Annotated in this window: 21 protein-coding genes; 2 read left to right on the forward strand and 19 right to left on the reverse strand. The window is 68.2% G+C overall.

The annotated features are described in order from the left end of the window. Nucleotides 1–145: 145 nt before the first annotated feature. From ACQ4LY_RS00775 to groES, 3 genes are all read right to left on the reverse strand, one after another. Nucleotides 146–1,414, reverse strand: a complete 1,269-nt coding sequence (locus tag ACQ4LY_RS00775; RefSeq protein WP_431074105.1) for an ABC transporter substrate-binding protein — start codon at nt 1,412–1,414, stop codon at nt 146–148. Nucleotides 1,415–1,558: 144 nt separating this feature from the next. Further along, nucleotides 1,559–2,491: an EamA family transporter RarD gene (gene rarD / locus ACQ4LY_RS00780; protein ID WP_431075731.1), complete on the reverse strand. Its 933-nt coding sequence runs from the start codon at nt 2,489–2,491 to the stop codon at nt 1,559–1,561. A 149-nt stretch (nt 2,492–2,640) separates the two neighbouring features. Beyond that, complete coding sequence (gene groES / locus ACQ4LY_RS00785; protein ID WP_017203655.1) at nt 2,641–2,937, reverse strand: co-chaperone GroES; 297 nt, start codon at nt 2,935–2,937, stop codon at nt 2,641–2,643. Nucleotides 2,938–3,080: 143 nt separating this feature from the next. On the opposite strand from groES, the gene ACQ4LY_RS00790 reads away from it, so the two are divergent. Next, entirely contained in the window at nt 3,081–4,289 is a 1,209-nt protein-coding gene (locus ACQ4LY_RS00790) for a THUMP-like domain-containing protein (RefSeq protein WP_431074106.1), read from the forward strand. A 4-nt stretch (nt 4,290–4,293) separates the two neighbouring features. Here ACQ4LY_RS00790 and ACQ4LY_RS00795 read toward each other — a convergent pair whose 3' ends face one another. From ACQ4LY_RS00795 to coaA, 11 genes are all read right to left on the reverse strand, one after another. After that, nucleotides 4,294–5,481 carry a hypothetical protein gene (locus ACQ4LY_RS00795; protein ID WP_431074107.1) on the reverse strand — a complete coding sequence of 396 codons (1,188 nt, stop codon included), beginning with the start codon at nt 5,479–5,481 and terminating at the stop codon, nt 4,294–4,296. Then, nucleotides 5,456–6,604: a hypothetical protein gene (locus ACQ4LY_RS00800; protein WP_431074108.1), complete on the reverse strand. Its 1,149-nt coding sequence runs from the start codon at nt 6,602–6,604 to the stop codon at nt 5,456–5,458. Before ACQ4LY_RS00800 ends, ACQ4LY_RS00795 begins: the two co-directional genes overlap by 26 nt. A 3-nt stretch (nt 6,605–6,607) precedes the next feature. Next, nucleotides 6,608–7,120, reverse strand: a complete 513-nt coding sequence (locus ACQ4LY_RS00805; protein WP_431074109.1) for a hypothetical protein — start codon at nt 7,118–7,120, stop codon at nt 6,608–6,610. After that, nucleotides 7,120–8,190, reverse strand: coding sequence for a tRNA (adenosine(37)-N6)-threonylcarbamoyltransferase complex transferase subunit TsaD (gene tsaD, locus ACQ4LY_RS00810; RefSeq protein ID WP_431074110.1), 1,071 nt, complete (start codon nt 8,188–8,190; stop codon nt 7,120–7,122). The genes ACQ4LY_RS00805 and tsaD overlap by 1 nt, the downstream gene beginning before the upstream one ends. Then, a complete protein-coding gene (rimI, locus tag ACQ4LY_RS00815) occupies nt 8,187–8,693 on the reverse strand; it encodes a ribosomal protein S18-alanine N-acetyltransferase (RefSeq protein ID WP_431074111.1) in 507 nt (168 codons plus the stop codon). The genes tsaD and rimI overlap by 4 nt, the downstream gene beginning before the upstream one ends. Further along, complete coding sequence (gene tsaB / locus ACQ4LY_RS00820) at nt 8,690–9,313, reverse strand: tRNA (adenosine(37)-N6)-threonylcarbamoyltransferase complex dimerization subunit type 1 TsaB (RefSeq protein ID WP_431074112.1); 624 nt, start codon at nt 9,311–9,313, stop codon at nt 8,690–8,692. The genes rimI and tsaB overlap by 4 nt, the downstream gene beginning before the upstream one ends. 20 nt (nt 9,314–9,333) lie before the next feature. Then, entirely contained in the window at nt 9,334–9,831 is a 498-nt protein-coding gene (tsaE, locus tag ACQ4LY_RS00825) for a tRNA (adenosine(37)-N6)-threonylcarbamoyltransferase complex ATPase subunit type 1 TsaE (RefSeq protein WP_431074113.1), read from the reverse strand. Then, a complete protein-coding gene (gene alr, locus ACQ4LY_RS00830) occupies nt 9,828–10,934 on the reverse strand; it encodes an alanine racemase (RefSeq protein ID WP_431074114.1) in 1,107 nt (368 codons plus the stop codon). The genes tsaE and alr overlap by 4 nt, the downstream gene beginning before the upstream one ends. Further along, nucleotides 10,931–11,290: a holo-ACP synthase gene (locus ACQ4LY_RS00835; RefSeq protein WP_431074115.1), complete on the reverse strand. Its 360-nt coding sequence runs from the start codon at nt 11,288–11,290 to the stop codon at nt 10,931–10,933. Before ACQ4LY_RS00835 ends, alr begins: the two co-directional genes overlap by 4 nt. A gap of 74 nt (nt 11,291–11,364) precedes the next feature. Next, nucleotides 11,365–13,212, reverse strand: coding sequence for a glutamine--fructose-6-phosphate transaminase (isomerizing) (glmS, locus tag ACQ4LY_RS00840; protein WP_431074116.1), 1,848 nt, complete (start codon nt 13,210–13,212; stop codon nt 11,365–11,367). Between the two features lie 56 nt (nt 13,213–13,268). Continuing rightward, complete coding sequence (coaA, locus tag ACQ4LY_RS00845; RefSeq protein WP_431074117.1) at nt 13,269–14,213, reverse strand: type I pantothenate kinase; 945 nt, start codon at nt 14,211–14,213, stop codon at nt 13,269–13,271. A gap of 36 nt (nt 14,214–14,249) precedes the next feature. Here coaA and ACQ4LY_RS00850 point away from each other — a divergent pair, with 36 nt between their 5' ends. Then, the gene (locus ACQ4LY_RS00850) at nt 14,250–15,194 is read left to right on the forward strand and encodes a Ppx/GppA phosphatase family protein (protein ID WP_431074118.1); all 945 of its coding nucleotides are present in this window, start codon (nt 14,250–14,252) and stop codon (nt 15,192–15,194) included. 51 nt (nt 15,195–15,245) lie between these two features. Here the strand turns inward: ACQ4LY_RS00850 and glmM are convergent, their stop codons facing one another. The 5 genes from glmM to ACQ4LY_RS00875 all read right to left on the reverse strand — a co-directional run bounded on the left by glmM (nt 15,246) and on the right by ACQ4LY_RS00875 (nt 19,455). Further along, complete coding sequence (gene glmM, locus ACQ4LY_RS00855) at nt 15,246–16,604, reverse strand: phosphoglucosamine mutase (protein ID WP_431074119.1); 1,359 nt, start codon at nt 16,602–16,604, stop codon at nt 15,246–15,248. A gap of 14 nt (nt 16,605–16,618) precedes the next feature. Beyond that, complete coding sequence (gene rpsI / locus ACQ4LY_RS00860; protein WP_042539158.1) at nt 16,619–17,104, reverse strand: 30S ribosomal protein S9; 486 nt, start codon at nt 17,102–17,104, stop codon at nt 16,619–16,621. A 27-nt stretch (nt 17,105–17,131) separates the two neighbouring features. Continuing rightward, complete coding sequence (rplM, locus tag ACQ4LY_RS00865) at nt 17,132–17,578, reverse strand: 50S ribosomal protein L13 (RefSeq protein WP_045253410.1); 447 nt, start codon at nt 17,576–17,578, stop codon at nt 17,132–17,134. Between the two features lie 176 nt (nt 17,579–17,754). Continuing rightward, the gene (locus tag ACQ4LY_RS00870) at nt 17,755–18,423 is read right to left on the reverse strand and encodes an endonuclease/exonuclease/phosphatase family protein (protein ID WP_431074120.1); all 669 of its coding nucleotides are present in this window, start codon (nt 18,421–18,423) and stop codon (nt 17,755–17,757) included. Between the two features lie 75 nt (nt 18,424–18,498). Further along, nucleotides 18,499–19,455, reverse strand: coding sequence for a hypothetical protein (locus ACQ4LY_RS00875; RefSeq protein WP_431074121.1), 957 nt, complete (start codon nt 19,453–19,455; stop codon nt 18,499–18,501). Between the last annotated feature and the right edge of the window lie 155 nt (nt 19,456–19,610).

The raw sequence follows: 19,610 nt of genomic DNA on the forward strand, positions 1-19,610 counted from the left end.
GAAGGGGACGGATGCTTCGGCATCCGTCCCTTCTTTCGTCTCTGCGTGCGCCGGCTGCGCGCTCGGTCCCGGCTCGTCTGCGCGCCGACGTCGCCGGGCACGACGAAGGCCCCGGATGCACGGCACCCGGGGCCTTCGCTCGTGATCAGTTGGTGCGGGAGATCAGGTTGTCCGCGCCGTAGACGTACGTGCCGATCGAGGCGCCCTGCGGATCGCCGTTCTCGTCGAACGTGATCTCGCCGGAGTAGCCGTCGTAGTCGGCGGTGCCTCCGTCGTTGATGATCTTGGCGCAGTCGGCGAAGCTGGTGCACTTCTCACCGTCGCCGGAGCCACCCGAGACCTCGGCCATCTTGGCCGCGATGTCCGCGCCCTCGGTCGAACCTGCCGCGAGAGAGGCGAGTGCGACGAGCACGACGGCGTCATATGCCTCGGCCGCGTACGTGAAGTCGTTGACCTCGGGGTTGCCCTCACCCGTCCAGAACGTCTGCAGACGGTCGGTGAAGTCGTCCTCGAGCGCCGGCCCCGGCTTGGTGCCCTGTGCGCCCTCGAGCGAGAACGGGAAGTTCGTGTCGGGCGAGGAGCCGTAGTCCGACAGGTTGCCGTCGACGAGGTAGAACTTGTCGGGCGAGATGCCCGCGTTCACCAGCAGCGGCGCGATGGTCTTGAACTGGTCGAACGACACGATCGCGACGGCGTCGGGGTTCTGAGCCTTGATGGTCTCGACCTGTGCGTCGAACTGACCGTCACCGACGTTGTACGACGCGTCTGCGACGACCTCGCCGCCGGCGCCCTCGAACGTCGACTTGATGTTCTCGAACAGACCCGTGCCGTAGGCGTCGTTCTGGTAGATGACACCCAGCGTCTTGTGGCCGTCCTCGGCGATCAGGTTGCCGAGCACCTCGCCCTGCAGAAGGTCGCTGGGAGCGGTGCGGAAGTAGAGTCCGTTGTCGTCCCAGTCGGTGAAGTCGGGGCCGGTGTTGGAGGCCGAGATCTGCAGGATTCCTGCGGAGACGTTGCCGTCGAGGATCAGGCGCGAGACACCGGATGCGGCGGCGCCGACGATCGCGGTGACTCCTGCACCCTGGAGCTTGGTGATCGAGGTCTCGTACGCCTTGGTGTCGGTGTCGCCCTCGTCTTCTGCGGTCAGGTCGATCGTGACGCCTGCTGCAGCGTCGTTGACCTCCTTGACGGCGAGTCCGACGCCGGATTCCATGGGCGGGCCCAGGAACGACAGCGATCCGGTCTGCGGCAGCAGCGAACCCAGCTTGAGGGTGAGGTCGGCGGACGATCCGCCACCGTCGGACGGCTCGTCCGAGGGCGTGCTGCTGCAGCCTGCGACGACCATCGCCGAGACGCTCAGCAGCGCGACTCCGGCGAGGATCTTGGCGCTGCGCGAGCGCGTGAATGCGGTCATGATGCTCCCTTGCGTGACTGGCCGTGGATTGTGACCACGGTCGGGTGCTCTAACACTAGGACTGAAAGGTCTCGCGTAGGGGTCGCCGATGTTTCGGTGCGTTAACGATCCGACACCGGGTTTCGCAGTTGTTGATCCGCCGGTTCAGACGAGCTCGGGCTGCGCGCTCCTCCGCCCGCGGCGGGCGGCCAGGAGCAGGTCGATGATGAACACGGTGATCGCGATCCAGACGATGACGAAGCCGAGCCATCGCTCGAGCGGCATGGGCTCGCCCAGCACCGCTGCGCCGATGATGAACTGCATCACGGGAGTGACGAACTGGATCATCCCGATCACGGTGAGGTTGATGCGTCTCGTGCCCGCGGCGAACAGCAGGAGCGGCACGGCGGTGGCGATGCCCGCGAAGGCGAGCAGGACGGCGTGCCAGGCACCGTTGTTGCCCATCGTGATCCCGGTCGTCATCGCCACGACGATCAACTGCACGACCGCGATCGGGATCAGCCAGAACGACTCGAGGGTGAGTCCGCTGATCGCGTCGACCGCGGGGCCGATCTTCTTCTTGATGAGTCCGTAGACCCCGAACGACGCGGTGAGCGACAGCGCGATCCATGGGAATGACCCGTAGAAGAGGACGATCACGATCACCGCGACCGCGGCGATGCCGATCGCCGCCCACTGCAGCCTGCGGATGCGCTCCTTCAGCACGAACACACCGAGCAGCACCGTGGCGATCGGATTGATGAAGTAACCGAGGCTCGTCTCGATGACGTGCCCGTTGAGCGTGCCGATCAGGAAGACCTGCCAGTTGACGTAGATCAGGACTCCGGCGAGCGCAGTCCATCCCAGCAGCTGGGGCTGCCGGATGATCGCGCCGATCGCCTTCCATCCGCGCGTCACCGTCAGAAGAATGATGCAGAACACGAACGACAGCAGCACCCGCCAGGCCACGACCTCCCACGGCCCCGTCGGCACGAGCAACAGGAAGTAGAGGGGAAGCACGCCCCACAGCAGGTACGCCCCGCCGGCATACGCGACCCCGGCGGTCTGCGTCGCTCGGGCGGTGGCGGTGTTCGTCAGGGTCACCGCACAACCCTATTCCCGGCACGAAGCGGCTCCTCGCCGGGTGCCCGCCTCGGCCCGAGAATGGCAGGAATCGGTGGTCACGTGGCGGGATGCAGAAAGGGCCCGGATGCGAGAAGCATCCGGGCCCTTCCGAAGACGTTGTCTCAGCGGACGACGACTGCGAGCACGTCGCGCGCCGACAGGACGAGGAACTCGTCTGCGCCGAACTTCACCTCGGTGCCGCCGTACTTGCTGTACAGGACACGGTCGCCGACGGCGACGTCGAGCGGAACGCGGTTGCCGTTGTCATCGATGCGGCCGGGGCCCACGGCCACGACCTCGCCCTCCTGGGGCTTCTCCTTGGCGGTGTCGGGGATGACCAGGCCACTCGCGGTGGTCTGCTCGGCCTCGACCTGCTTGATGACGATGCGGTCCTCGAGCGGCTTGATGGAAACCGACACGGTCTACCTCTTCTTTCTTGACGCTGACAGGAAGACTTTTCGCACTCTCAACCCGAGAGTGCTAATCCAGTCTAGGCGCTTCGCTGGCACTCACGCAATGCGAGTGCCAATGCGCCGATCGGGCCGCCGCCTAAGCTGGACAGGTGGAGATCTCCGAGCTGCGCGCCCTGCTCACGCCCGAGGGCCTCGAACTGCTGGATGCGCTCGGCCCGGTCGATCAGGTCGCCGAGGTGGCCCGAGCCGTGTCGCGCCTGCGATCAGCCGGGCACTCCCCGGATCTCGTCTCGGCCGTGGTCGGGCAGGCGCACCTGCGGGCCAAGGCGAAAGCCAAGTTCGGAGACTTCGCGGCGAGGATGCTGTTCACCCGTGCGGGACTCGAGCAGGCGACGCGTCTCGGCGTCGCAGCCCGCCACGCGCAGCGGATGCGTCGGGCCGGAATCACGAGCGTCGCCGACCTCGGCTGCGGAATCGGCGGCGACGCCCTCGCCTTCGCCGGCGCGGGCCTCGACGTGCAGGCGGTGGACGCTGACGAGGTGACTGCCGCGATCGCGGCGTACAACCTCGCGCCCTTCGGCGAGAGCGCGGTCGTGACGCACGGCACGGCGCAGGAGAACGTGCCGTCCGAGGTGAGCGACACCGGCGCGATCTGGATGGACCCTGCTCGGCGCACCGCGGGGCACAGCGAGACGCGGCGGGTGTCGTCCGACGACTACTCGCCTCCGCTCGACTGGGCCTTCGACCTGGCATCCCGCCGACCGACGGGCATCAAGCTCGGCCCCGGACATGATCGTGATTCCCTGCCCGCCGACGCCGAGGCGCAGTGGGTGAGCGCCGACGGCAGCGTCGTCGAGCTGGTGCTGTGGACCGGAGCGCTCGCGCGTATGGGCGTCCACCGCGCGGCACTCGTCATCCGCGGCGAGCGCTCGCACGAGCTCACGGCCGGGGCTGACGCGGAGGACGTCGCGGTTCGCAGGCTCGGGGCCTTCCTGCACGAACCGGACGGAGCGGTCATCCGCGCACGGCTGATCGGAGACGTCGGGCGGAGCCTCGATGCGGGCATGCTCGATGAGCGCATCGCCTATCTGACCTCGGATGCCGCGCTGACGAGCCCGTTCGTGCAGTCGTTCCGGGTGCGCGAGACGATGCCGGCGAACCCCAAGGCGATCAGCTCCGTCCTGAAGGCGCACGACATAGGCACTCTCGAGATCAAGAAGCGCGGCATGGACGTCGATCCTGCGGCCTTCCGCAAGAAGCTCACTCTGAAGGGGAGTCAGCCGGCGACGCTGATCCTCACCAGGATCGGCGACCAGCGGCGGGCGATCCTCGCCGACAGGGTGCCGGCGGCGGACTGACCGCTCACCCTTCGGTGTCGTCGGACGGGATCTCCACCTGGATGGGGTCCTGGTACTCCCCACCCAGCTCCAGCGTCTCGCCGGGCTTCACAGTCGCCCCGGGTCTTGCTGTGTCAGCCGCCGACACGTCTCCCGCGATCACGAGGTACGGGGTCTGATTCGACGTGAAAGCCAGTGTGATGGTCCAGGACTCCTCGACGCTCCCCGAGACATCGGCCGTGATGCCGCCGAGGCTGAGGCCGGAGGACTGCGCCTCACCCAGAGGCCCGCACGCGATCCCATCGATCGCGTCGACCACCAGGCAGTCCTCGGCGGTCGCTCCCTCGAGACGCTGGCCGTACCAGATCGGCTCGTCGCGGAAATAGCCCACGACCGAGATGGAGTACTCCTGGAAGCCCTGCTGCAGGAGCTCCTCCGCCCGCACGCGCTCCTCACCCGGGAACTGCGACAGCCAGTCGTTCTCCGAGCTCGGCCACCGCTGGATGATCGCGACGAGCTCACCCTCTGTCGTCCGGACGGCAGACGCCCAGATCTGTTCGGCATCCCCGCTCTCGCCCTCTCCGGAATCGAGGTTCACCGAGACACCGACAGTGTTGCCGTTCTGGACGTCCTCGCTCCGCTGGCACTGCGTCGCGGAGTCCTGCGGGGTGTCGAGGATGAGGCAGACCATCTCGCCGTCCTCCTTGGTCGCATGCCAGACCAGGACGTCCTCCTCCTGTCCGATCGCCCGCAGGCTTCCGACGTCGTACCCGCCGTCGGCCTGGAGTTCGGCTCGACGTTCCTGTTGCTCCGCGGTGAGCTCGACTCCTCCCGCCCGACCGAACAGAACCCACCCGGCCGCGAGACCGACCACCAGCAATACGGCGGAGGTGGCGGTGATCGCCTTCCAGTGCCGTCGAAGGGCAGGGCGCAGAGCCGTCGTCTCGCGAGCCTGCACGTCGTCGGTCGGTGCGCTCGTGTCCGCCGCGTCCGCCGAGTCGCCGTCGACGACCTCCTCGGCGACGAGGCCACCGGTCGTCTCCGGTACGGCAGCACCCGATGACGCGGTCGCGGCCGGCTTCGACCCCCTGGTCGCCTCGAGTTCACGCAACCGCGCGGCATCCGCATCCGTCAGACCGCCGTCGCGTCCGTAGGCCTTCAGCTGCAGGGCGCGCAGCTCGTCGGCGTCACTCTCCTGGAGCATCGTCGGCACCCGGACCCTTCGTCACGGTGAGGTACTGCTGACCGTAGCTGAATCGATACTCGTAGCGCGTGATGTCGTCGTCATCGGCGCCGGTGACATCGAGCACCAGCGTGCGGTCGGCATCGGCGAGCATCAGGCTGTCATCGCACACCATCGGGGGATCCGGCATCGATCCGTCGTAGATGAGGCAGTAGCGCTGCGTCGACATGTCGATCCCTGTCCAGATCGGCACGTCGTCGTCGTAGCCGGCGACCATGATGCTGCGGCGGTCGAGACCGGTATTCTCGGCGAGGGTCGCCGCAGCCTCTGCCTCTGCCTGGCTGGCGAACATCGATGTCGACTGCGGAGACGTGATGAAACTGCGGGCGATGACCGCCGGTCGGCCGTCCGGGGTGAGGAACATCTGCGCCTGGATGTCGTAGCTCTGAGACGCGTCCACCGCCTTCGTGAGCGTCGCGTTCACACCCTGGATCGTCGCCTGCTCACGGGTGGTGCACGCGGGCGCGGTGGCATCGGCGCTGGCGAGCACGAGGCACACGTCTGCGCCGCTGTTCTTGGTCGCGAACGAGATGACGACGCCCTCCTCCTCCGCCATCGCGCGGAGAGAGCCCGAGTCGAAGTCGCCCGACGCGACGATCGTGCTCTGCCACTCCTGTTGCTCCGCCGTCAGCGGGACGGGGGCAGCACCTCGATCCGAGAACAGCAGCCAGCCGACCGCGACTCCGACGACGGCGAAGCCCACAGCGATCACGAGTGCGAGACGCCAATGTCGTCGCACGGTCGTGGCGAGGGGGTCTCCGTGCGCCTCCGCATCCGCGCCGGGACCATGACCCGACGGCGCGGCAGTATCAGTCCCGGCGAAGCGCGCGACGACCGAGGAGGCCGTCGCGGGCACCTTAGCCACCGTGGGCACCGTGGCCACCGACGGTGCCGTGACCGGGGCGATGACCTGCTCCGGCACCTGCGGCTGGGGCTTCTCCGTCGCCCGCAAGTCGCGCTCCGGCGTTCGCGCCGCCTCCAGCTCCCGCAGGCGCATCGCCTCGGCTTCACTCAGTGAACCGGCACGACCGTAGGCGCGTGTCTGCAGGGCACGCAGCTCGACGGCGTCCTCGGCGTCCTCGGCGTCGAGCATCCGCTAGCCGAGCCTCTCGAACTGCATGCCTGCCCACACCAGCCATCCGAGGCTGTACACGGTCGCGCACAGGCCGAGGACGAGCGCCCACCGCGCGATCGCGCGGCTCTCGACCGGCCGCCGCAACGACATGATCGCCGCGATCACCGCGACGACAGCGATCGGAACGCCCCAGCCGACGAAGAACGACGCCACCAGGGCCACGATCGCCGCCATCAGGGCCCACGGCGCGAGCCTGGTGTCGTCGACGGCTGCATCCGCGGTCGACGGCTGCCACTCGGAATCGTGTCCGATGTCGTCAGCGACCGGTCCGCTCACGACCACGGGCTCGATACCGACCGGTCCCGTGGGCAGCTTGGTGTAGCCGTCGCGCCGTGCACCCGGGATCCGCGCGGAGCCGGCCGGGTGCTCGACCTCACCGCTGGGCCCCTCGATCCTCGGACGAGGGAGGGCTGCTTCCGGCACGGCAGCGGGGTCGCCTCCGTGCGGGGCGGGGGTGCGGGGAACGTCGCTCATCACATCACCGAGACGCGCTCATCGACCTGGATCTCGGTGACGGGAAGGGTCGAGTCCGCGCCGAAGCCGAATGTCGAAGGGCGGTGCCCCGACGCGATCAGCTCGGCCGCGAGAGCGGCGATCATCGCCCCGTTGTCGGTGCACAGAGACAGCGGAGGGATGCGGACGGTGACCCCCGCGGCCTCGGCCCTGGCGAGCGCGACCTCGCGCAGTCGACGGTTGGCGATGACGCCGCCTCCGAGCAGCAGACGGGGGACGCCGAGGTCGGCACAGGCGGCGAGCGCCTTGGTCACCAGCACATCGACCACGGCCTCACGGAAGCTCGCAGCCACATCGGCGACCGGCACGGGCACGCCGTCTGCCTCGCAGCGCTCCACCCAGCGGGCGACAGCCGTCTTGAGGCCCGAGAACGAGAAGTCATAGCGATGCTTCGCCAGGTCCGACGCTCGGGAGAGACCCCGCGGGAATCGGATCGCTTTCGGATCGCCGTCAAGCGCTGCCCGATCGATCTCGGGCCCGCCCGGATACGGCAGCGAGAGGAGGCGAGCTACCTTATCGAACGCCTCACCGGCCGCGTCGTCCATGGTCTCGCCGAGCATCTCGACGTCGGTGGTGAGGTCCCGCACGTGGAGCAGCGACGTGTGTCCACCCGAGACGAGCAGCGCGATCGTCGGATATTCCAGAGGATCGGAGTCAGGGGTGAGGATGTCGGCCGCGATGTGACCCACGAGATGGTTCACCGCGTACAGCGGCTTGTCGAGCGCCACGGCGAGACCCTTGGCCGCCCCCACGCCGACCATGAGCGCGCCCGCGAGGCCGGGGCCGCTCGTCACGGCCACCGCATCGAGGTCGTCGAGTCGCACACCCGCATCGGCGAGAGCCGCGTCGATGGACGGTTGCAGCGCCTCGAGGTGCGCACGTGCCGCGACCTCCGGAACGACACCTCCGTATCGAGCATGCTCGTCCATGCTCGAGGCGATCGTGTTCGACAGCAGGGTGCGCCCACGCACGATCCCGATCCCGGTCTCGTCGCAGCTCGTCTCGATGCCCAGCACCAGCGGCTCGGTCATGCGGTTGCCTCCTTCTCGGCATCCGTGCTCGCCTCGTCCTGATGCGCGGAACGAGGGTGCTGCAGGGCGAGTCTCATCACGATCGCATCGACGTCATCGGGCTGGTAGTACCGCGGGCGGCGGCCGATCTCCTCGAACCCCTCTGACAGGTACAGCCCTTCGGCACTCGGGTTGTCGGCGCGGACCTCGAGGAAGACCTCACGGGCGCCTCTCTGCCCCGCGGCGTCGAGCAAGGCGCGCAGCAGCGCACGCCCTCGCCCCGCGCCTCGGTGGTCGGCGTCGAAGGCGATGGTCTGGATGTCGGCATCGCGAGAGCCCTCGAGGGCTCGGACTCCCCCGTAGCCGATGATCGCGCCGTCGAGCTCGTCGACCAGATAGCGCCCGTGCGGGCTGGAGAGCTCGAGAGCCATGGCCTGCGAGCTCCACGCGTCGGTGGGAAAGGAACGGTGCTCTATCGCCATGATCGCGTCGAGGTCGTCCGGCGTCGCTTCGCGCAGAGTCACCGGCCCACCTTCTTCGGAGCGCCGGGGACAGTCACATCGGGGTGTCGCAGATACAGCGGCTCGTCACCCGCGAGGGTGCGCCCCGCGGCCACGGCCCTGGCCCCCACCCGGGCGAGGTCCACGGCAGAGAGGGTCGCGACGTCGATGCGTCGGATGCCGTCGAGGTGCTCGTCCGCCTCCGCGCTGGGCACCAGCGTCGTATCGGCGGTCACGAGCGGGATGCCGTCGGCATCCGTCCCGTCGAACACGGTGATCGCGACCTCTCGACGTCGTGCGTCGGTGACGATCGCGAACGGCCCCGAGACGGCATCCCGTTCGATCGCGGTGAGCGCCGCGCCGAGATGGCTGGGCACGGGGACGACGGGAATCCCGCGTCCCAGGGCGAACGCGCGCGCAGCCGCGATACCGATGCGGAGTCCGGTGAAGGGCCCTGGGCCCATGCCCGCGACGACATGTCCGATCTCGCCGCCCCCGGTCTCGCTCAGCGCTCGGACCAGCAGATCTCCGATGACCTCGGCGTGACCGAGGGGGTCTGCGGCGGAGGCGTCGGACCGACGCGTGCCGTCGTCGTCGATGAGGGCGACGGCGGTGCCCAGGGAGGTGTCGACGGCGAGGATCACCTCTCCAGGGTAGTCGGCGATCAACCGACGATCGCTGAGCGTCCGCCGCGCGTGATCGTCACGTGCCGCGGAGCGTCGGCATCGAGCTCGGACGGGTCCAGATCGTCATCGCCGCCGACAGGGCGTTCGAGCTCGATGTCCCACCAGGTCTCGGCGAGGTCCTCGGCCAGCCCGCGCCCCCATTCGATCACGACGACCGAGCGGGCGAGGTCGAGATCGAGGTCGTCGAGCTCCGCTCCGGAGCCGAGACGGTAGGCGTCCACATGCACCAGCGGCGCACGTCCGACGAGTGAGGGGTGCGTCCGTGCGATCACGAAGGTCGGGCTCTGCACCGGACCGCGCACGCCGAGGCCTTCGGCGAGCCCTCGCGTGAACGTCGTCTTGCCGGCGCCGAGGGGGCCGGTGAGGATCAGCAGGTCTCCCGCTTCGAGCTGTTCGCCGATGCGGAAGCCAAGCTGCTCCATCGCCTCCGAGGTCTCGATGTCACGGCGTCCGAGGAAGCCCGGATCGACGCTCATGCCGACCGCCGGGCGACGCGTGCGCCTATGCGCGTCACGATCTCATAGTTGATCGTCGAGGCGGCGTTCGCCCATTCCGCCGCCGACGGGACTCCGAGGGTCGGGTCGCCGAACAGCACGACCTCGTCGCCGATCGACACGGGCGCGTCGCCCACGTCGACCACGAACTGATCCATCGCGATGCGGCCGACGTTGACGTGACGGCGTCCGCCGATCGACACGGGCAGCCGACCGGATGCGTGTCGGGGCACGCCGTCGGCATAGCCCAGGGGCACGAGGACCAGGGTCGTGTCATGCGGCGCGCGGTGGTCGTAGCCGTACGAGACTCCCGCGCCGGCCGGCACCCTGCGCACAGCGGCGATCGCACCACGCAGCGTCATGGCGGGGCGGAGTCCCAACTCGGCGGACGAGCGGTCCTCGAACGGCGAGAGTCCGTAGATGCCGACGCCGATGCGGACCGCATCCAGCCGCATCTCCGGCAGATCGATCGCGGCAGCCGTCGCCGCGATGTGGCGGATCTCCGGACGGATGCCGAAGGATGCCGCGGCCGTGACGCCCTCCTCGAACTTCGCCAGCGCGTCGCGGTCATCCTGCGCGGAGGTGTTCGACAGATGACTGAACAGCCCGATGATGCGAAGACGCCCGATGCGCTCGAGACGAGCCGCCTCCGCGAGCACACGACGCCAGTCGGCGGGCGCGATCCCGTTGCGAGACAGCCCCGTCTCGAACTTGAGGTGCACCCCCACCGGACGGTCGACGGATGCCGCGGCCCCCGCGGCCTCGAGCTGGTCGAACGACGAGATGCCGACCTCGATGTCCTGCTCGGCGGCCTGCTCGAACCGCTCGCCCGGCGCGTGCAGCCACGCCACGATCGGCGCGGTGATGCCCTGTCGTCGCAGCTCGAGGGCCTCGGGGATCTCGGCGACGCCGAGACGCGTGGCACCGCCGGCGAGCGCTGCGACAGCCGCCGCGGCGGCGCCGTGGCCGTAGGCGTTCGCCTTGACGACGGCGATGACCTGAACGCCGGTGAGCCGACGGAAGTGGCGGACGTTGTCAGTGATGGCATCCAGGTCGATGCGCGCTTCACGGAACGGAACGGTCACAGCGGCTCTCCTTCGGCGACGACGAATGCGGCGGCGAGCCCCGCGTCGTGAGTGAGTGTCAGATGCAGTCGGGTGATGCCACGCTCGGCGACCACCTCGGCTGTGGTTCCCGTCAACACGAAATGCGGTCGCCCTGAGGCCTCGGAGGCGATCTCGATCTCGATCCAGTGGACCCCGTCAGACCCACCGAGGGTCTTGATCAGGGCCTCCTTCGCGGCATACCGAGCGGCGAGGGACGCAAGGCGCAGCGTCCGCTCCCCCGGTGCGAAGAGTCGCTCCAGAAGCCGCGGCGTGCGCTCGAGTGTGCGCTCGAACCGCGGGATGTCCACGAGGTCGATGCCGGTCCCGATGATCACCAGTTCAGCCTAGTCGCGGCATCCGTCGGCGGCTGTCGTCACGGTCTGCTGACCGAGCAAGGGCCCACCGAGGACTACTCGACGGTGACGGACTTCGCGAGGTTGCGGGGCTGGTCGACGTCGAGTCCCTTCGCGGTGGCGAGCGCCATGGCGAAGATCTGCAGCGGCACCACAGCGAGAAGCGGCTCGAACATCGCACCCGCGAGCGGGATACGGATGACCTCGTCGGCGAACGGCAGCACCGCCACGTCGCCCTCTTCGGCGACCGCGATCACACGAGCACCGCGCGCGCGGATCTCCTGGATGTTGGAGACGACCTTCGAGTGCACCACAGCCGAGTGACGCGGCGAGGGCACGAGGACGAAGACGGGCTGTCCCGGCTCGATCAGCGCGATCGGACCGTGCTTGAGCTCGCCCGCGGCGAAGCCCTCGGCGTGGATGTACGAGATCTCCTTGAGCTTGAGCGCGCCCTCGAGAGCGATCGGGAAGCCCACGTGGCGACCGAGGAACAGCACGGAGCGGGTGTCTGCCATCCAACCGGCGAGCTGAGTGACGTGCTCCTGCTCGCTCGAGAGGACCTTCGCGATCTTCTCGGGGAGCGCCGTGAGCTCGGCGACGTCGACGGTGGCATCCTCGACGGATCCGCGTACGCGCCCCATGTGCAGGCCGAGCAGGAGCAGAGCGGTGATCTGCGCCGAGAACGCCTTGGTGGATGCGACAGCGACCTCGGGGCCGGCGTGCGTGTAGACCACGGCATCCGACTCACGCGGGATCGTGGCGCCCTGGGTGTTGCAGATCGAGAGCGTGCGCGCACCGCGCTCGCTCGCGTACTTCACGGCCATCAGGGTGTCCATCGTCTCGCCCGACTGGCTGATCGAGACCACGAGGGTGTCGTCGCCGATCACCGGGTCGCGGTAGCGGAACTCGTGGGCGAGCTCGACGTCGACGGGGATGCGGGCCCACTGCTCGATCGCGTACTTGCCGACGAGCGCGGAGTACGCGGCGGTTCCGCACGCGGTGATGATGATGCGGTTGATGCCGAGGAACAACTCGTCGAGACCCTCGAGCTCGGGGATGACGACCTGGTCGCCCTGGATGCGACCGCGGATCGTGTTGGCGACGGCCTCGGGCTGCTCGGAGACCTCCTTGGCCATGAAGCTCGACCATCCGCCCTTCTCGGCAGCGGCCGCGTCCCACGAGACGTCGAACGGCTCGGCCTCGACCGGCGTTCCGGCGAAGTCGATGACGGTCACGGCGTCAGGGGTGATCGAGACGATCTGATCCTGGCCGATGGCGAGCGCCTTGCGGGTGTGCTCGATGAACGCGGCGACGTCGGATCCGAGGAAGTTCTCCCCCTCGCCGAGGCCGATGACCAGAGGCGAGTTGCGGCGGGCGCCGACCACGAGACCAGGGTAGTCCTGGTGCATCGCAAGCAGGGTGAATGCACCCTCGAGACGGTTGACCACGGCGCGGAAGGCGCCCTGCAGGTCACCGCCGTTGTTGCGGTACTCACGCCCGAGGAGCGCAGCGGCGACCTCGGTGTCGGTCTCGCTGCGGAAGCTGATCCCGTCGGCGAGCAGCTCGTCACGCAGCGCGGCGAAGTTCTCGATGATGCCGTTGTGGATGAGCGCGAGCTTGTCGTCGTCCGCGAGATGCGGGTGCGCGTTCTCGTCGGTGGGGCCGCCGTGGGTGGCCCAGCGGGTGTGCCCGATGCCCGTGTTGCCGTCCGGCAGGGCGGCGTCCTTCAACGAGTCGCGCAGCATGGCGAGCTTGCCCGCCTTCTTGCGCATGCCTAGCGCGCCCTCGCCGTCGATGACGGCGACACCCGCGGAGTCATAGCCGCGGTACTCGAGCCTGGCGAGGCCGGCGAGCAGGATGTCCTGGCTGGGCCGCGGGCCCACGTATCCGACGATTCCACACATGTGGTCAAGAGTAAGCCGGGCTTTTTGCGAAGGTTCCGAACGAAACCCTCCGTCGGTCAGAGCTTGCGGAGCAGCACGCTCTCGACACTGTGATCGACGCCCTTGTTGAGCACCAGACGGGCGCGGTGCTTGGTCGGCATGACGTTCTCGACCAGGTTCGGCATGTTGATCTCGTTCCAGTAGCCGAGAGCCGTGGTGATCGCCTCATCATCGGTGAGATGCGCGAAGACGTTGAAGTACGAAGACGGGTTCGAGAACGCTCCCTGCCGCAGCGCGAGGAAACGATCCACGTACCACTTCTCGATGTGCGACGTGTCGGCGTCGACGAAGATCGAGAAGTCGAAGAGGTCGCTGACCGCGACGTCGTTGGGCGCGGGCGGGGGCTGGAGGACGTTCAGGCCCTCGACGATGACGACGTCGGGACGACGCACGACCACACGGGCGTCGGGAACGATGTCGTAGCGCATGTGAGAGTAGAAGGGTGCTCGCACCTCGGCGGCCCCGCTCTTCACCTCGGTGAGGAACTCGAGCAGCGCCCGCCGGTCGTACGACTCGGGGAAGCCTTTGCGCTCCATGAGTCCCCTGCGCTCGAGTTCGGCGTTCGGGTAGAGAAAACCATCGGTCGTCACGAGCTCGACGCGTGGTGTGCCCGGCCACCGGCTCATCAGCTCGCGCAGCAGACGGGCGATCGTCGACTTGCCGACCGCGACGGAGCCTGCCACTCCGACCACGAACGGGGTGGTCGAGTCGTCTTCCTGCAGGAAGGAGCTCGTGGCGGCACCCAGCCGCTTCGTCGCGGTCGCGTAGAGGCTCAGCAGACGACTCAGCGGCAGATAGACCTCCCGGACCTCGGTGAGGTCGAGGCGGTCTCCGATCCCCCGAAGCTCCACGACCTCGGTCTCGGTGAGTGGCTGGTCGAGCCCCGCCGCCAACCTCGCCCATTCACCACGACCGATCTCTCGATACGGAGACAGCGGCAGCGTGGGGTCGGCGGTGGTCACGCATACATCGTAACGGCGCGCGAGTAGTCTCTATCCGTGCGCCTCGGAGTCCTCGACATCGGTTCCAACACCGTCCATATGCTCGCAGCCGACGTGCGCCCCGGCGGTCGCCCTCTGGCGACGACCAGCGATCGCACGGTTCTGCGTCTGATGAGATACCTCACCGACGACGGGGCCATCTCCGAAGAGGGCGTGGCCGCGCTCGAGTCCGCTGTCGTGCAGGCACGGCGGGTCGCCGACGCCGAGCGGGTGGACGAGCTGCTCGCCACCGCCACGAGTGCGGTGCGCGACGCCCGCAACGGTGCCGATGTCATCGCCCGGATCGAGGCGGCCCTCGGGCAGCCATTGCAGGTTCTCGACGGCGAGACCGAGGCGGAGCTGACGTTCCTCGCGGTCCGCCGCTGGTTCGGCTGGTCGGCCGGCCAACTGCTGCTCCTCGACATCGGTGGCGGTTCGCTCGAGGTCGCGGCCGGCGGAGACGAGATGCCGGATGCCGCGGCATCCGTCCCGCTGGGCGCCGGACGCATGACCGTGCAGTTCCTCCCGCACGATCCTCCCGGCGAGGACGACGTCGAGCGCCTCCGCGAACACGCGACCGCGACCCTTTCCGAGATCCTGCCCCGTTTCACGGCGCTCCCCCGTCCGGATCACGTCGTGGGGTCATCCAAGGCGATCCGTTCGCTGGCGAGGCTCGCCGGCTACCCGGTGCCCGGCTGGTCGGGCATCCAGCGCATGGTCCTTCCGCGCGCGTCGCTCGGATCCTGGATCCCACGGCTCGCTCGTCTTCCCGCATCCGCGCGGCAGGAGCTTCCCGGGATCACCGCCGACCGCACGTTCCAGATCGTCGCCGCTGCGGTCTCACTGCACACCGCGATGACCGCGCTGGACGTCGACGAGCTGGAGGTCTCTCCCTGGGCGCTGCGTGAGGGCGTGCTGCTGCGTTACATCGAGCAGCTGAACTGGAACGCGCCGCGCGGCTGACCGTTCGACGGTGCCGCGCGGCGCGCTCGACTGTTCAGTAGGAGTGGCGCTTCAGAGCGAGAGACGCTCCCGCACGACGTCGACCAGACGATCGGCATACGCCTGAGCCGAATCGGCATCCGCCGCCTCGACCATGACGCGGACGAGCGGCTCGGTGCCGGACTTGCGCAGCAGCACCCGACCGGTCTCGCCGAGCTCCGCCACGACCTCGCGGACCGCATCCTGCACGACCTCGTCGGAGTCGACCGCGTCCTTATCGACATCGCGGACGTTGATGAGGACCTGCGGGTAGACCTTCATCACGCTCGCGAGCTCGGCGATCGTCTTGTTCTGGCGCGCCATCTCGGCGACCAGGTGGAGTCCGGTCAGCAGGCCGTCACCCGTGGTCGCGTACTCGCTCATGATCACATGGCCGGACTGCTCACCACCGAGGGCGTAACCGCCCGCGTTCATGTCCTCGAGCACGTAACGGTCGCCGACAGAGGTCTGACGGACCGTGATTCCCTGCTCGCGCATCGCGACGTGCAGGCCGAGGTTGCTCATCACTGTCGCGACCAGGGTGTCGTCGGTGAGGTGACCGCGCTGCTTCATCGAGACCGCGAGGATCGCCATGATCTGATCGCCGTCGATGACGTTGCCCTGCGCATCGACGGCCAGGCAGCGATCGGCGTCGCCGTCATGGGCGATTCCGATGTCCGCACCGAGCCTGACGACGGCTTCTGCGAGCTGACCGAGGTGGGTGGAGCCCACACCGTCGTTGATGTTCCAGCCATCGGGGTCGGCACCGATCACGGTGACATCGGCTCCCGCGTCGCGGAAGGTCTCGGGAGACACTCCAGAGGCCGCGCCGTGCGCGCAGTCGAGGACGACCTTGATGCCGTTGAGGCGGTTCGGCAGTGAGCCGAGGAGGTGCACGACATAGCGGTCCTCCGCGTCGGAGAACCGGTCGATCCTGCCTACGCCGGCGCCGGTCGGGCGGAGTTTCTCTCCTGCCATCGCATCTTCGATGCGCTGCTCGACCACATCGGGGAGCTTCACGCCGCCACGCGCGAAGATCTTGATGCCGTTGTCGGGCGCGGCATTATGCGACGCCGAGATCATCACGCCGAAGTCGGCGTCACGGTCGGCGACGAGGAAGGCGAGCGCCGGCGTCGGGATGACACCGGCCTCGAGCACGTCGACGCCGGAGGACGCGAGTCCTGCCGAGACCGCAGCGGTCAGGAAGTGACCGGAGACCCGAGGGTCGCGGGCCACGACTGCGGTGAGGCGCTTGCCTTCGGCTTTGCGAGCCTCCGCAGTACGGCCCTGGCCCAGGACGACAGCAGTCGCCTGGGCCAGGGTGAGCGCGAGGTCGGCGGTGAGGATGCCATTGGCAAGCCCTCGCACGCCGTCCGTGCCAAAGATCGGCATCGGAGCGGTGGACCTTAACGCTTCGAGTACTGAGGCGCCTTACGGGCCTTCTTGAGTCCAGCCTTCTTGCGCTCCTTGACGCGAGCGTCGCGCGACAGGAAGCCGGCCTTCTTCAGGGTCGGACGGTTGTTCTCCTCGTCGATCCCGTTGAGGGAGCGAGCGATGCCGAGGCGCAGTGCGCCGGCCTGGCCCGAGGGGCCACCACCGGAGATGCGCGCGATGACGTCGTAGCCACCGGCGAGGTTGAGGATCGTGAACGGGTCGTTGATCAGCTGCTGGTGCAGCTTGTTCGGGAAGTAGTCCTCGAGCGTGCGGCCGTTGACCGTGATCGTTCCCGAGCCGGGGACGAGACGCACGCGGGCGATGGCCTGCTTGCGACGGCCGACAGCGGCACCCGGGACGCTCAGCACGGGGCGGGGAGCCGCCTCGACTGCGTCGGTCTCGGGAGTCGACGTCGAGAAGTTCTGGGGGTTTTCGGTGGTGTCCTGGATGTCAGCCACGAGTATGTCCTTAAGTCTTTACGGCGCTTACTGGGCGACCTGGTCGAGGGTGTACGTCTTCGGCTGCTGAGCGGCGTGCGGGTGCTCTCCACCGACGTAGACCTTGAGCTTCGACAGCTGCTGACGGCCGATGCTGTTCTTGGGGAGCATGCCACGGATGGCCTTCTCCACAGCGCGGACCGGGTTCTTCTCCATGAGCTCGGCGTAGGTGACCGACTTGAGGCCGCCCGGGTAACCCGAGTGGCGGTAAGCCAGCTTCTTCTGGAGCTTCTGACCGGTGAGCGCGACCTTGTCGGCGTTCACGATGATGACGAAGTCACCCGAGTCGATGTGGTTGGCGAAGGTGGGCTTGTGCTTGCCACGCAGGAGCGTAGCGGCGTGCGAAGCCAGGCGGCCGAGAACGACGTCAGTGGCGTCGATGACGACCCAGTCACGCTGGACCTCGCCGGCCTTCGGAGTGTAAGTGCGCGTCACGATAGTGCTGCTTTCTTGTTCGAACGGAGAAGTTCGTGAATCCCACTCCGGGGTGGTTCTTCCCTACAGGGAGGAACACGCCAGTGGAGGGCTCACGTTCGCGGCACTCGGCAGTCGAGTACCAAAGTGACAGCTTACGTCATCACGCGCGGGATTCCCAATCCGAGCACCCGCCGTCAGTCGAACCGTGTCGTCACGAGGATCGGGCGGTGGTCGCTCAGCCCCTGGGGCAGCGTCGTGACGCGTTGGATCTCGAAGCCGACAGACGTCGCGAAGTCGTAGTGACCGCGGAAGACCCGATAGCGCGTGTAGGTGTGGTCGTCGCTCATCGTGAGCGCGTAGCCGTGCTCGCGCACCGTCTTGCCGAGGTTCTCCTTGAACACCGGATAGTTGTAGTCCCCGACCATCAGCTGCGGCAGTCCCTCGCCGAGGGTCGCGAGTTCCGTGAGAGCTGCGCGGATCTGATGGCGCCTGAGCGAGTTCAGCGCGGTGAGCGGCGCCGCGTGGAACGATGCCGCGATGAAGTCCCTGCCCGCGTCGATGTCCCGGAGCCGTGCGCCGAGCACCCGCTCGTGCGCGGGTTTCGCGATCCGGTCGTGCAGCGACTTCTTCAACTCGATCGTCCGGATGCCCTGGAGGTGGAACTCGCTCGCGCGGTAGAACATCGCGAGGCCGAGCCGGTTGCCCTGCGTCGCATCCGCGAGCGCGAGGTCGCCGATGGTCGCGGGCAGATCAGCGACATCGCACTCCTGGAGGCAGAGGATGTCGGGGTCGTGCTCCGATGCCAGCGCGGCGAGTTCTCCGACGGCGCGGTGCTTCTGCAGGTTGTACGAGATGACCTTCATCGCACCTCACGGTAGTCCGTCAGGCTTGGATTCCGGTGGAAATCGCCGATCCTCGGCATGGGTGTCAGCTCCGCCTCACTCGTCATAGCCCCAGCGGATGCCGAGCACGCCCGGACCGAACCCGTGCCGCACGAGATGGACGGACCCGCCGTGCACCGACCGCATCGATGACGAGTACTCATCATCCGTCTCGATGTATTCTTCGCACCAGCTCGGCAGCGCCTCGGGGTCGAAGCGCACCCAGACGAGGCTCTCGCGAGCCGGCCTCGAGGTGGCGTGCCAGGCGGACTGCCGCGGCGGGTAGCCAGCGGGAAAGGTCTCGGTGAATTCGAACAACGTGGTCGCTCCCGTCGAGATCGGCTCGTCGAGCGCGATCACCACACCGGAGAGCAGTCGTCCGGGGTGCAGGTACTCGCGGTCGACGCGTCCACCGACGACGTCCGAGATCACTGACATCACATCGGTCTCGATCGGCGCGACGTCGATCAGCGGCACCTCCGAGATCGTCCCCTTCGTCGACTGCACGAGACAGCGCATGACTATCCTCTCGACCGCCCCCGAAGCCCCCACGAACGCGGTGACATGCGTGGAGAGGTCGCGGAGCGCATCCTGCGGCGCGGCGCGCAATTCTTTCAGGGTCTCCTCGGTCTCACGCTGTTCCCGCTCCTCGTCGAACGGCAGCCGCGGCGGAGCCACCGGACCCAGACGTGCCGTCGCGCGCAGCAGACCGCCCAGATGACCGCGATGCAGACCGAGGCGGTCCTCGATGCCGTCGACGACGCTCAGCGACTGCGCTCCTTCAGGCTGCCGATCGCCGGAGCGCCAGTAGCTCAACGTCGCCATGGAGATGGGATTGCCGTCGTCGATCAGGTGGCTCCGCAGACGTGCGAGGGTGATGCCCCGTTCGGAGATCGCCGCGCGGAGCGCAGCGGCGAACGCGCCGCCCTGATCATCGATCCGCTCCGTCACAGTTCCCCCGCCGCAGTGTGAAGACGCCGTCCGTAATATCAGCATACGGTTCAGCTGCGCCACACCCCTCGGCCTGCTCGAGCCGTCACCGCCGCGGACGGACTGGGGCCTGCCGCGGTGGCTCCCGCATCGTGGCCGCCTTCGGGGAGGCAGCCACGAATCGGTCCTCGGCACCATCGGCGCGCCCGTGCCGCCTGGCGCATATCGTCGCCACCGAC

The organism is Microbacterium phyllosphaerae (assembly GCF_050628115.1).
GTDB classification, from domain to species: Bacteria; Actinomycetota; Actinomycetes; order Actinomycetales; family Microbacteriaceae; genus Microbacterium; species Microbacterium phyllosphaerae_A.